Source organism: Microvirga sp. M2 (assembly GCF_047497095.1).
Classification (GTDB): domain Bacteria; phylum Pseudomonadota; class Alphaproteobacteria; order Rhizobiales; family Beijerinckiaceae; genus Microvirga.
The window spans coordinates 3,603,606-3,615,221 of record NZ_CP134063.1 but is presented as its reverse complement, the minus strand read 5'-3'; the positions used below and the strand labels follow the sequence as shown (position 1 = coordinate 3,615,221).

The window sequence follows — 11,616 nt, the reverse complement described above, 5'->3', positions numbered from 1 at the left end:
ACGCGAGGCCGGTCCTGAGCGCATGCGAAAAGGGCGGTGACGTGCTCCGGCACGTCACCGCCCTTTGTCGATGTTCCTGTGAGGCGGTGTTCTGAGGCTCGCCTCAGTCGTCGTCCTTGAGGCCGCCGATATGCTTCTGGGCGTAGAGCTCGACGCCGACCTGTTCGACGAGGGTGAGCTGGGTCTCGAGGAAGTCGATATGGCCTTCCTCGTCGGCCATCAGTTCTTCGAAGAGGTTCTTCGACACCCGGTCGCCGATGCTCTCGCAATAGGCGGCCGCCTCACCGTAGAGATTGCGGGCGTCGTACTCGGCCGCGAGGTCGGATTCGAGAATTTCCTGGATGTTCTGGCCGATGCGGAGCGGATCGAGCACCTGAAGATTGGCGAAGCCTTCGAGGAAGATGATGCGTTCGATGAAGCGGTCCGCGTGGTGCATCTCCTCGATGGATTCCTTGCGCCAGGCCTTGGCGAGTTCCTTGTAGCCCCAGTCATCGAGAAGCCGATAATGCAGCCAATACTGATTGACCGCCGTCAGCTCGCTGCGCAGGCCGCGATTGAGATACTCGATTACCTTCGGATCACCCTTCATCCTACCCTCTCATCAAAACAGCGCCCGGCAGGGCCGGGCTCTTCTTAGATGATTTTTGAACTAGGGTGAAACTCTCATTGTTCAAAGGTGAGGTTCGGTTCAAAGGTGAGGTTCGGTTCAAAGGTGAGGTTCGGCGGCCACTTTCTCGAGCGAGGCGGGGCAGCAGCCCCGCTGGCAGGCGGCGACCGGAGCCGCTCCCGCATCGGCGAGCGCCTTGTCCATGATGTCACGGATCGTTCGGGCGCAGCGTCCGCAATTGGGGCTGCAGCCAAGGCATCGATAGACCTGCGCAGGGGAACGCGGGCAATCGGGCCCGGGCTTCATGCAGCCTTTCACATCGCCGTCGGAGAGAATGTTGCAGGAGCAGACGATCATCTGGTCTTCTAGTTTAGAACTATTAAAAACTACTTTTGATTTCAAACACTTAGCCGATATTTCGGCAAAGCGCCAGGGCTCGGGGGCGCGCCGAGTTGTCACGCAGGCGGAAAACGGTCAGTCCAGGCGTCGGAACAAGCCGGGATAATCCCGTACGAATCCGTCTTCATCGACCGGCAGATCGGCGGTGAAACCGCTCTCCAGGCTCTCGAAGCGATAGAGTGAGCCAGGCTTAAGGGCCGTGTAGCGCTGGGTGCGGGCCGAGACGCTCAGGTCCGGAACGGCGATGTAGCAGAGGCGGATCTCGGTGCCCTGTCCGGCCGCCCATTCCAGCCGGCGGATCGGCAGGGTGTTGGTCAAGGGCGTGGCCTGGATGTCGACGTCGATGCAGCCCTGAAGCTCGAGCTGGGGCTTGCCGCTCTCGGTCCAGCTGCCTTGCCCGTTGCTCTCCAGGTCCAGGGTGCGCCCGGAGGTGGTCTGGAGATGGACCGCCTTGGTCCGCCAGGCGGAATCCACCCTCAGCCGGTAGTGCAGGGCGAATGTCGTGCCGTCCTCCCGGCCGATCACGACGCCGGCGATTGTATGGCCGCCGTCGGCCGGGCGGATATCGGTCTGTTCGAGGCCCGCGTCGCTTCCGTCCCAGGCGGACCAGCGAAGCGTGCGGAAGATCAGGGGGCGGGACGACATGGAACGGGACGGCATGGCGGCCTCCAAGCTGCGCAGGACGAGAATACGCTCCCGCGCAGACTTGGCGAGTCCGCCTTTTTACTCCCGCACCACCACCACATGCACCCGGCGGGGACCGTGGGCGCCGAGCAGCAGGGTCTGCTCGATGTCGCCGGAGCGGGACGGGCCGGTGATCCAGTTCACCGTTCGCGGCATGCCGCCCTTGCCGAAGGAGAAGCGCACCCGGTTCCACACGGATTCGTAGTCGCTCGCGATGTCCCTGGCCGAGACCACGACGATGTGGTTGTCCGGCAGGAAATTGAGCGTGGAGGGGTTCTCCGGCCCCGAGATCAGGGCGAGCGTCCCGGTTTCGGCCACGCCGCCGAAGGCATGGCTGACGGCGTTGAGGTCGCCGCCCTGGCTCGGGCCGTGCGAGATCTCCAGCGTCGTCTCGCCCCAGGGCATGGCTTTCAGGCGCGGATCCTCGCCCATGCGCAGGGTCGCCGGGAGATTGTGACCGCGCAGGAACAGCGCGATGGTTTGCGGCACCTCGGCGGGAGAGGCGACCTCCGTCACGGTGGCGAGGGAGGCCTCGGCCATCGTCGTGAACAGCGCGATGCGCTCCTCGCCGGAGACCTGCCCGCGAGCGGGGATCACGCCCTTCGGCGCCCGTTCCAGCCGGTCCTGGACGATCTGCCTGCGGATCGTCTCGTTGCCGTTCACGCCCAGGGAGCGGCGGATGCCGGCGAAAATCTCGTCACGGGCGCTCATGCGGTTCGTCCTTTGCGGTCACGCTTCCAGCGCGCCTGGAAGGTTTCGCCCTGGGGAGCCGGAAAATCACGGTACTTCGTCCAGCCCTTCGCCAGTGGCAGCCAGGAGAAGCGTCCGCGCCGGCGTCCCGCGAGGCCAAGCGTCGCCATGGCGGCGCGCGTCGCGAGTCGGTAGAGGGCCGGGCGTCTCGCGAAGAAGCCCCAGAGGGCAAGGCCCGAGCGCACGGAAGCGGGAGAAAGGTGCCGCTCGAACTCCCGCTCGCGCCAGTGGCGCATGAGCTTGGGCAGCGGAATGCGCACGGGGCACACGCTCTCGCAGCGTCCGCAGAAGGTGGAGGCGTTGGGCAGGTGGCCCGCCTTGTCGACCCCGATGAGCGACGGGGTGAGGACCGCCCCCATGGGACCGGGATAGACCCAGCCATAGGCGTGTCCGCCGACCGCGTGATAGACCGGGCAATGGTTCATGCATGCGCCGCAGCGGATGCAGCGCAGCATCTCCTCGAAGCTCGTGCCGAGCATGGAGGAGCGCCCGTTGTCGATGAGCACCACGTGATAGTTCTCGGGGCCGTCCGCGTCGCCGGGGCGGCGAGGGCCCGTGGAGAACGTGGTGTAGACCGACATCTCCTGGCCCGTGGCCGAGCGCGCGAGAACGCGGAGCAGCTGGCTCGCATCTTCCAGCGTCGGCACCAGCTTCTCGATGGATGCGAGAACGATATGCGTCTTCGGCAGGATCTGCGTGAGGTCGCCGTTTCCTTCGTTGGTGACGATGATCGACGTGCCGGTCTCCGCCACCAGGAAGTTCGCCCCCGTGATCCCGACATCCGCCGAAAGGAAGCGCTCCCGCAGCACGGCGCGCGCCTCGGTCAGCAGCTGCACGGGCTCGGAGAGATCGCGCCTGGCGTCGAGATGCGTGTGGACGCGGCGGAAATCCTGCTCCACCTGGGTGGCGTTGAGGTGGACGGCAGGGGCGATGATGTGGCTCGGCAGCTCGTTGCGCAGCTGGATGATGTATTCGCCGAGGTCGGTCTCGACGGGCCTGATGCCGTTGGCTTCCAGGTAGCGATTGATCTCGATTTCCTCGGAGATCATCGACTTGCCCTTCGTGACCGTCTTCGCGCCCGCGTCCCGGCAGATTTTTAAGATGATCTCGCGCGCCTCGTCCGCGTTGCGGGCGAAATGCACATGGCCGCCGGAAGCCTTCACCTTCGTCTCGTAGGCCTCGAGATAGAGATCGAGATGCTCGAGCGTGTGGTTCTTGATGTCGCGGGCGGAATCCCGCAGGGCCTCGAATTCGGGGAGTTTGTCGGCCGCCGCTTGGCGCTTGTCGATGAAACCCTGCTTCACGTTGCCCAGCGCTTTCTGGAGCTGGGCATCGTGCAGCGCCCGGGCTGCGTTCTGCTTGAACTGGGGAGACGTGGTGTGAACGTTCATGGCTGATATGACTTGAGCGCCGCATCCTTGGCGAGGCCGATGGCCGGTTCGTCCGTCATGCCGGCGAGGACCTCGGCCACGTGCCGCACCTGGACCGGCTTGCCGTCCCGGGTGAGCTTGCCCGCCATGTTCATGAGGCAGCCGAGATCGCCCGCGAGCAGGGTCGGCGCATGGGTGTCTTCCACGTTCCTCACCTTGGCGTCGACGATGGCGCCGGAGATGTCGCTGTATTTGACCGCGAAGGTGCCGCCGAAGCCGCAGCACACGTCGCTGTCCTTCATCTCGACGAGGGTCAGCCCCCTGACGCTGGACAGGAGCATGCGCGGCTGGGTCTTCACGCCGAGTTCGCGAAGGCCGGAGCAGGAATCGTGATAGGTCACGGCGCCATGATAGGACGCGTCGACCTGCGTGACGCCGAGGACATCCACGAGAAAGCTCGTCAGCTCATGGGTCTTGGCCGCCAGCACGCTGGCCTTCGCACGCCAGTTCGGGTCTTCCTCGAACAGTTCGGGATAGTGTTTCCGAATCATCCCGGCGCAGGAACCCGAGGGAGCGACCACGTAGTCGAAATCCTGGAAGGTCTCGATGATCCGCATGGCCAGATCCCGCGTGGTGCCCCGATCGCCTGAATTGTAGGCGGGCTGGCCGCAGCAGGTCTGAACGGGGACTTCGACGGTGCAGCCCGCGTCCTCCAAAAGCTTCACGGCGGCAAAGCCCACGGAGGGGCGCATCAGGTCGACGAGGCAGGTCACGAAAAGGCCGACCCGGGGTTTCCCGGATCGGCTGGAAGGCAGGACGCTCATTGCGTGACCTTTTGCCCCTGAGCGTCGAACTGCTTCAGAAACGCGACGAGATCGTTGATCTTCTGCTCGTCCTTGAGACCCGCGTAGATCATCTTGGTGCCGGGAACCTTCGCCTTGGGGTTCTGGATATAGTCGCGGAACGTCGCCTCGTCCCAGGTCAGGCCGGAATTCTTGTTGGCCGGCGAATAGTTATAACCTTCGACCGATCCGGAGTGCCGACCGATGACGCCGTTCAGCTCGGGACCGACGGCGTTCTTGGCGTTCGGCCCGATCTGGTGACAGGCGCGGCACTGGGCGAAAACCTTTTCGCCGGCGGCGGCGTCCTGCGCCTGGGCCTGAGCGAGGCCAGCGAGCAGGATGGCGGCTGAGAGAACCAAGGAACGCATCAAAAACTCCTTTTCTGGACCGATGTCCCATCTTAGAGGAGCTCTACATTATTGGAAAAATCTCTCAAGGCCAGCTACCTTGTGGAGAAGGGCAGCTATGCCGTGACAGCAGCCGGACAACGCCAAGGAGGGTGTCATGACCATCGCATTTCCCAAGCCGGACGAAGCGATTCTGGCGCGCCGCAAGGAGATCGTCGAGGGATTGGGGCGCCTTGTCGCTTCGGAGGCCCTCATCGTGTCGGAGGACGAGCGCCGGGCCTTCGAGACCGACGGCCTGACCGCCTACCGGCAGATGCCGCTCGCCGTGGTGCTGCCGTCCTCGACGGAGGAGGTGTCCGCCGTCCTGCGCTTCTGCCACGAGCATCGCGTGAAGGTGGTGCCGCGCGGCGCGGGAACCTCGCTGTGCGGCGGCGCGATCCCTCAGCCTGACGCCATCGTGCTCGGTGTCGCCAAGATGAACCGCGTGATCGACGTCGATTTCGAGGGCCGGACGGCAAGGGTGCAATCCGGCATCACCAATCTCGGCATCAGCCAGGCCGTCGCCTACGAGGGATTTTTCTACGCTCCCGACCCGTCGAGTCAGCTGGCCTGCACGATCGCCGGCAACATCGCCATGAATTCCGGCGGGGCGCATTGCCTCAAATACGGCGTGACCACCAACAACCTGCTCGGCGTCACCATGGTGATGCTCGATGGCACGGTGGTGGAGATCGGCGGCGAGCATCTCGACAGCCCCGGCTACGATCTGCTCGGCCTGATCTGCGGCTCGGAGGGGCAGCTCGGCGTCGTCACCGAGGCCGTCGTGCGCATTCTTCGTGCCGCGGAGGGCGCGCGTCCGGCCCTGTTCGGCTTCGGGTCGGTCGAGGATGCGGGCGCCTGCGTGGCCGCGATCATCGGCGCCGGCATCATTCCGGTGGCGCTGGAATACATGGACAAACCCGCCATCGAGATCTGCGAGGCCTTCGCGCATGCGGGCTATCCGCTCGACGTGGAGGCCATGCTCATCGTGGAGGTCGAGGGCTCGGATCAGGAGATCGACGACATGCTCCGGCGCATCGTCGCGATCGCGGAACCCTTCAGGCCGAAGACCATCAAGGTCTCGCAGTCGGAGGCCGAAAGCGCGGCGATCTGGAAGGGGCGCAAATCGGCCTTCGGGGCGACGGGCCGCGTGGCCGATTACATCTGCATGGACGGCACGATCCCCACGGGCCAGCTGCCCTATGTGCTCAGGCGCATCGACGAGATCGCCAAATCCTACGGCCTCGGCGTCGCCAACGTGTTCCACGCGGGCGACGGCAACCTGCATCCGCTCGTCATGTTCAACACGAATGTGCCGGGCGAGATGGAAAAGGCCGAGAAGGCGGGCGAGGACATTCTCAGGCTCTGCGTGGAAGTCGGCGGCTGCCTCACGGGCGAGCACGGCGTGGGCATCGAGAAGCGCGACCTCATGACGTGCCAGTTCAACGAGGCCGATCTCGCCCAGCAGATGCGCGTGCGCGGCGTGTTCGATCCGCTCTGGCTGCTCAACCCCGCCAAAGTGTTTCCCCTGGAAGGAAGGCTTGCCGCGTGACCACCCATCTTCCCCGTGACGAGCAGGACGCCTCTGCGGTCATCCGAGGCGCTTCCGAAAAGGGCATCCTGCTCAGCCTTTCCGGCCAGGGCACGAAAGCCGAGATGGGCCGTCCCAATCAGACGGATTCGTCGATCTCGTCGGGTGCGATGACGGGCATCACGCTCTACGAGCCCGCCGAGATGGTCATCTCCGCGAAGAGCGGCACGCCCGTCTCCGAGGTGACGCGGATGCTGGCCGAAAAGGGGCAGGAGCTGCCCTTCGAGCCGATGGATTACCGTCCTTTGCTCGGCACGAAGGCGGAGCCCACCATCGGGGCGGTCGCGGCCATGAACATCTCGGGCCCGCGCCGCATCATGGCGGGGGCGGCCCGCGACAGCCTCATCGGCGTGCGCTTCGTCAACGGGCGCGGCGAGGTGGTGAAATCGGGCGGCCGTGTGATGAAGAACGTCACCGGCCTCGATCTCGTCAAGCTCATGGCCGGCTCCTGGGGCACGCTGGGCTTTCTCACGGAGGTGACCTTCAAGGTGCTCCCCAGACAGGAGCGCATGGCGACGCTGGTCCTGCGCGGCCTCAAGGACGCGCAGGCCGTGGAGGCGCTCTCGCAGGCGCTCGGCTCCCCCTTCGACGTGACGGGCGCGGCGCATATTCCGGCCCGCGACAGGCAGGGGGCGAGCACGCTGATCCGGCTCGAAGGCTTCTCCGTATCGGTCGATTACCGCCTCGGCGAGCTGCGCCGCCTGCTCAAGCGCTTCGGCGGTTCCACGGATATCCTGGAGGGCCGGGGCGCGGAGGCCGTGTGGCAGTCCCTGCGCGACGCCACCGTGCTGACCGATGGCCCGGACCGCGCGATCTGGCGTGTCTCGACGGCGCCCGCGAAGGGGCCCGAATTCACGAAGCGCATCGCGCAGTCGCTCGATGCGCAATGGTTCTACGATTGGGGCGGCGGCCTCATCTGGCTCTCGACGCCCGTCAACGACGATGCGGGCGCTTTTATCCTGCGGGATGCGACGCGCGCTCTCGGCGGCCACGCGACCCTCGTGCGCGCGCCTGCCGAGATGCGCTCGGCCGTCGATGTGTTCGAGCCGCAGAACGAGACCGTGATGGCGCTCACGAAAGGCATCAAGGCCTCCTTCGATCCGGCGGGGATTCTCAATCCGGGGCGGATGTATGCGGGCGTCTGAGATGGGTATCGCTGCCGCGAAGAGTCCCTTGAGGCCTGCCGTTGTCGCCGCTCTGGCCGTCGGGCTCGTCGCAGGGACGGCCGCGATCCTCCTCGCCATGGGCCGCACGCCGATCTGCACATGCGGATACGTGGAGCTCTGGCACGGCGTCGTGCACGATTCCGGCAACTCCCAGCACCTGATGGATTGGTACACGCCCTCGCACGTCATCCACGGCTTCCTGTTCTATTTCGGAACGTGGCTCATCGGCCGGCTGCGAGGACAGCGGCTGCCGCTCGGCGTGGCGTTTCTTCTCGCGCTCGGGCTGGAGGCGGCGTGGGAGATCGTCGAGAACACCGACATGGTGATCGACCGCTACCGTGCGACGAATATCGCTCTCGACTATTACGGCGACAGCGTCATCAATTCGGTGTCGGACATATCCTTCATGGCCCTCGGATTCTTCCTGGCCCGAGCCTTTCCGGTCGGGCTGACGGTCGCCGCAGCCGTGCTGATGGAGCTGTTCGTCGGGTACTGGATCCGGGACAATCTCGCCCTGAATATCATCATGCTGATCTACCCGGTCGAGGCCATCGACCGGTGGCAATCGGCGATTTGAGATAAAGCGATGCAAACCAATTTCACGCCCGAGCAGCTCAAGGACCCCGCGACGGCCTCGTCGGAGAAAATCCTCCGGACCTGCGTCCATTGCGGCTTCTGCACGGCGACCTGCCCGACCTACCTGCTGCTCGGCGACGAACTCGATTCGCCGCGCGGGCGCATCTATCTCATCAAGGACATGCTGGAGAGCGGCAAGCCCGCCTCGGCGGAGGTCGTCAAGCATATCGACCGCTGCCTCTCGTGCCTGTCCTGCATGACGACCTGTCCGTCCGGCGTGCACTACATGCACCTCGTCGATCATGCCCGCTCCTATATCGAAGCCACCTATACCCGGCCCGGGCACGACCGGTTCCTGCGCGGAGTGCTCGCGCGCATTCTTCCCTATCCGAACCGCTTCCGCGCCGCCCTCGGCGCAGCGCTTCTGGCGAAGCCCTTCAAGGGGCTGATCGGCGCGCTGCCGTTCTTCGGAAGCCGTCTGCGGGCGATGATCGAGCTGGCCCCGGCCAGGATGCCGGCCCGTTCCCCCCTGGATCAGCCCGGCACGTTCAGGGCCGAAGGCGAGCGGCGCGGGCGCGTCGCGATCCTGTCCGGCTGCGCCCAGCCCGTGCTCAAGCCCGGCTTCAACCAGGCCGCCATCCGGCTGCTCAACCGGCACGGCGTCGACGTGGTCCAGCCGAAGGGGGAGGGCTGCTGCGGCGCGCTCGTCCATCACATGGGGCGCGAGGCGCAGGGGCATGAATTCGCCAAGCGCAACATCGACGCCTGGATCGCCGAGATGGACGGAGAGGGGCTCGACGCCATCATCATCACGGCTTCGGGCTGCGGCACGACGATCAAGGATTACGGCTTCATGTTCCGGAACGATCCGGCCTATGCCGAGAAGGCGGCCCGGGTCTCGGCGATCGCCAAGGACATCACCGAATACGCCATGTCCCTCGAACTCGCGGAGCCGGTGCGGGAAACCGATCTGGTCGTGGCCTATCACTCCGCCTGCTCCATGCAGCACGGTCAATCCATCCGCACCGAGCCCAAGACTCTCCTGAAGAAGGCGGGCTTTACCGTGAAGGATGTGCCGGAAGGCCATATCTGCTGCGGCTCGGCCGGCACCTACAACCTGCTCCAGCCCGAGATCGCCGCTCAGCTCAGGGCCCGGAAGGTCGCCAATATCGCGCGCACGAAACCCGACCTGATCGCTACCGGCAATATCGGCTGCATGACCCAGATCGGACAGGGGACCGAGATCCCGATCGTCCATACGGTCGAGCTCCTCGACTGGGCGACCGGCGGCCCGATGCCGGAAACCCTGGAAAAGGCGGGCTTCCAGAACCGTCTGTCGCGGCCCTTGTCCGTCGCGGCCGAGTGAATCCGCCGCAGCCGTTTGAAATGAAATTTCGTTTCCAATCGAGGTGACTCTGGGTTAAAAGGTGCCGTAGTGTGACGGTGAGGCGTGAAGGGGCGGCACCATGTCTTCGGGTTGGACGTCTTTCAGGAACCGGTTCGGCAGCAGGAAGCCGCAGGACGAAGCCGTCGATGGTCTGCCCACCCAGCGTGACGTTACGACATCGACCGGCTCCGCCGCGGCCGTTGCGCCGCAGGAGAGGGTGGACGCGATCGTCGCCCGCCCCAATGGGGCTCTCGATTCCGTGGGGCAGAAGAACGAGCTGATCCGCGTCCGCTTCGCCAACATGATCGACCGGCTCGAGGAGATCCGCAGCCTCAAGGAGGATTTCGCGCTCCTGAGCGAGCCGGTGAGCGATCTCATCCGCAGCTATCCGCAGCTCCAGTCCCGTCTCTTGGAGACGGAGGCCGTGCTCAGGCAGGAGACCGAGACCACCGCGTCGCTCCGCCGCGAGCTGCACGATCTCAACACGCTCCATGCCCGCGCCATGGACGATCTCACCGCCACGGTGTCGCAGCTGCGCAAGGCCGAGACCAGAACCCGCGAGCAGGAATCCCACATCGAGGACCTGCGCCTCGGGGTGAAGGACAAGGAGGCGACGGTCGTCGATCTCGAGAACCAGCTCGCCATCGAGACCGAGCGCGCCCGCAACATCACGGAAGAGAACCAGGCCCTGCGCCTGGAGGCGCAGGAGGCCGACCAGGCCGTCGCCCGCGCCGAACGCGAGCTCATCGAGATCCGCGAGCGCAACGGTCTTCTCGATCACGAGGTGAAGCGCCTGCAGAAGGTGGCGGAGGAGCAGAACTACCGGCTTTCCAGTCTCACGAACCGCTACGGCGAGCTGGAGACCCAGCTCGAGGCCACCCGGCAGCGCGCTTCCGAACTCGAAACCAAGCTCATGGCCGAGCAGGTGCTGCGCCAGCGTCTCGAAACCCAGCTCGATTCCGAACGCTCCTCGCATCAGACCGACCTTTCGGCGCTCGACATGAAGATCGAGGGCCTCACCTCGCGCCTGGCCGCCACGGACAAGATCCTGGCCCATACCCGCGACCAGCTGCGCGACAAGAACGAGGCGCTTCGCGGCGTCGAGCGCAATCTCAAAGAGACCACCATCGAGAAGAATACCCTCGACCGCCGCCTGGAGGCGACCCAGCAGGAGGTCGAGCGTCAGGTCGCCATGGTCAACGAGCTTCAGCGCTCGCGCATCGAGCTTCAGGAGCGCGTCGAGATGCTCAACAAGGCCATTGCCGCCAAGGACTTCCAGATCGAGAGCTCGGATAACAAGCTCGCGAGCCTCAGCGAGCGCATCGATCAGCTCACCAAGCGCTTCGAGCAGGAGCGCAACACCCTCGAGGCGGCCAACCGCCGCCTCACGGAAGAGCTGCAGAACGAGAAGGCCGAGCGCTCCCTCGTGCAGGGCGCCCTCGAAATCGCCCGCGAGAGCCGCATCAAGATCCAGAAGAAATACATTGCGCTTCGCAAAAAGACCCGTCTCGACTCCCAGGAGGAGAATGCGGGCCTCGTCGACGAGGAGGAGGTCGAGACGAATGTCCGTCCGCTGAAATCCGCGGATGGCGAATAGAGCGTTTTCCGGCCAAGTGGATCCGGGAGGTGGATCCGGGAGTTGGATCCGGGAGTTGGATCCGGGAGGTGGATCCCGTTCGCCGTCGAGAATGCGGCCGAGCCCAAGAAAAGAGATGCTTCCAAAAGAGATGCTTCCGCTCGCATCGAGCCGGACGGCCCCGCTCCGGCGGGGTTTTCTGTTGAGCCGCCCCCTCATGGCTCCATGGGCGGTTGCACGAATTGCGGTGTGTTCTACAGCCTCGGACGTGACATCGGACCC

The 11,616-nt window shown here is 65.1% G+C and carries 12 protein-coding genes; 5 read left to right on the top strand and 7 right to left on the bottom strand.

Features of this window, described 5'->3' with window-relative positions; all coding sequences use genetic code 11:
* Positions 1 to 103: 103 nt before the first annotated feature.
* The 7 genes from bfr to RE429_RS17155 form a co-directional block, all read right to left on the bottom strand.
* Positions 104 to 589, bottom strand: coding sequence for a bacterioferritin (gene bfr, locus RE429_RS17185; RefSeq protein WP_414471924.1), 486 nt, complete (start codon positions 587 to 589; stop codon positions 104 to 106).
* A gap of 117 nt (positions 590 to 706) precedes the next feature.
* Positions 707 to 964: a bacterioferritin-associated ferredoxin gene (locus RE429_RS17180; protein ID WP_414471923.1), complete on the bottom strand. Its 258-nt coding sequence runs from the start codon at positions 962 to 964 to the stop codon at positions 707 to 709.
* A gap of 117 nt (positions 965 to 1,081) precedes the next feature.
* Positions 1,082 to 1,666, bottom strand: coding sequence for a putative glycolipid-binding domain-containing protein (locus RE429_RS17175; RefSeq protein ID WP_414471922.1), 585 nt, complete (start codon positions 1,664 to 1,666; stop codon positions 1,082 to 1,084).
* 63 nt (positions 1,667 to 1,729) lie between these two features.
* Positions 1,730 to 2,401, bottom strand: a complete 672-nt coding sequence (locus RE429_RS17170) for a LutC/YkgG family protein (protein WP_414471921.1) — start codon at positions 2,399 to 2,401, stop codon at positions 1,730 to 1,732.
* Positions 2,398 to 3,831, bottom strand: a complete 1,434-nt coding sequence (locus RE429_RS17165; RefSeq protein ID WP_414471920.1) for a LutB/LldF family L-lactate oxidation iron-sulfur protein — start codon at positions 3,829 to 3,831, stop codon at positions 2,398 to 2,400. The genes RE429_RS17170 and RE429_RS17165 overlap by 4 nt, the downstream gene beginning before the upstream one ends.
* Positions 3,828 to 4,634, bottom strand: a complete 807-nt coding sequence (locus tag RE429_RS17160; protein ID WP_414471919.1) for a (Fe-S)-binding protein — start codon at positions 4,632 to 4,634, stop codon at positions 3,828 to 3,830. The genes RE429_RS17165 and RE429_RS17160 overlap by 4 nt, the downstream gene beginning before the upstream one ends.
* Positions 4,631 to 5,020 (bottom strand): c-type cytochrome, encoded by a 390-nt coding sequence (locus RE429_RS17155; protein WP_414471918.1) that lies wholly within the window; start codon positions 5,018 to 5,020, stop codon positions 4,631 to 4,633. The genes RE429_RS17160 and RE429_RS17155 overlap by 4 nt, the downstream gene beginning before the upstream one ends.
* Positions 5,021 to 5,156: 136 nt before the next feature.
* Here RE429_RS17155 and RE429_RS17150 point away from each other — a divergent pair, with 136 nt between their 5' ends.
* The 5 genes from RE429_RS17150 to RE429_RS17130 all read left to right on the top strand — a co-directional run bounded on the left by RE429_RS17150 (position 5,157) and on the right by RE429_RS17130 (position 11,355).
* Positions 5,157 to 6,590: an FAD-linked oxidase C-terminal domain-containing protein gene (locus RE429_RS17150; protein WP_414471917.1), complete on the top strand. Its 1,434-nt coding sequence runs from the start codon at positions 5,157 to 5,159 to the stop codon at positions 6,588 to 6,590.
* The gene (locus RE429_RS17145) at positions 6,587 to 7,774 is read left to right on the top strand and encodes an FAD-binding protein (RefSeq protein WP_414471916.1); all 1,188 of its coding nucleotides are present in this window, start codon (positions 6,587 to 6,589) and stop codon (positions 7,772 to 7,774) included. The genes RE429_RS17150 and RE429_RS17145 overlap by 4 nt, the downstream gene beginning before the upstream one ends.
* Complete coding sequence (locus RE429_RS17140; protein ID WP_414471915.1) at positions 7,761 to 8,372, top strand: DUF2585 domain-containing protein; 612 nt, start codon at positions 7,761 to 7,763, stop codon at positions 8,370 to 8,372. The genes RE429_RS17145 and RE429_RS17140 overlap by 14 nt, the downstream gene beginning before the upstream one ends.
* A gap of 9 nt (positions 8,373 to 8,381) precedes the next feature.
* Complete coding sequence (gene glcF / locus RE429_RS17135) at positions 8,382 to 9,737, top strand: glycolate oxidase subunit GlcF (RefSeq protein ID WP_414471914.1); 1,356 nt, start codon at positions 8,382 to 8,384, stop codon at positions 9,735 to 9,737.
* A gap of 100 nt (positions 9,738 to 9,837) precedes the next feature.
* On the top strand, positions 9,838 to 11,355 hold the full coding sequence (locus RE429_RS17130) for a chromosome partitioning protein ParA (RefSeq protein WP_414471913.1): 1,518 nt from the start codon (positions 9,838 to 9,840) through the stop codon (positions 11,353 to 11,355).
* Positions 11,356 to 11,616 lie beyond the last annotated feature (261 nt).

Excerpts from the sequence above, each read along its gene's own strand:
- bfr (WP_414471924.1), bottom strand. The coding sequence starts at position 589 with ATGAAGGGTGATCCGAAGGTAATCGAGTATCTCAATCGCGGCCTGCGC.
- RE429_RS17180 (WP_414471923.1), bottom strand. The coding sequence starts at position 964 with ATGATCGTCTGCTCCTGCAACATTCTCTCCGACGGCGATGTGAAAGGC.
- RE429_RS17175 (WP_414471922.1), bottom strand. The coding sequence starts at position 1,666 with ATGCCGTCCCGTTCCATGTCGTCCCGCCCCCTGATCTTCCGCACGCTT.
- RE429_RS17170 (WP_414471921.1), bottom strand. The coding sequence starts at position 2,401 with ATGAGCGCCCGTGACGAGATTTTCGCCGGCATCCGCCGCTCCCTGGGC.
- RE429_RS17165 (WP_414471920.1), bottom strand. The coding sequence starts at position 3,831 with ATGAACGTTCACACCACGTCTCCCCAGTTCAAGCAGAACGCAGCCCGG.
- RE429_RS17160 (WP_414471919.1), bottom strand. The coding sequence starts at position 4,634 with ATGAGCGTCCTGCCTTCCAGCCGATCCGGGAAACCCCGGGTCGGCCTT.
- RE429_RS17155 (WP_414471918.1), bottom strand. The coding sequence starts at position 5,020 with ATGCGTTCCTTGGTTCTCTCAGCCGCCATCCTGCTCGCTGGCCTCGCT.
- RE429_RS17150 (WP_414471917.1), top strand. The coding sequence starts at position 5,157 with ATGACCATCGCATTTCCCAAGCCGGACGAAGCGATTCTGGCGCGCCGC.
- RE429_RS17140 (WP_414471915.1), top strand. The coding sequence starts at position 7,761 with ATGCGGGCGTCTGAGATGGGTATCGCTGCCGCGAAGAGTCCCTTGAGG.
- glcF (WP_414471914.1), top strand. The coding sequence starts at position 8,382 with ATGCAAACCAATTTCACGCCCGAGCAGCTCAAGGACCCCGCGACGGCC.
- RE429_RS17130 (WP_414471913.1), top strand. The coding sequence starts at position 9,838 with ATGTCTTCGGGTTGGACGTCTTTCAGGAACCGGTTCGGCAGCAGGAAG.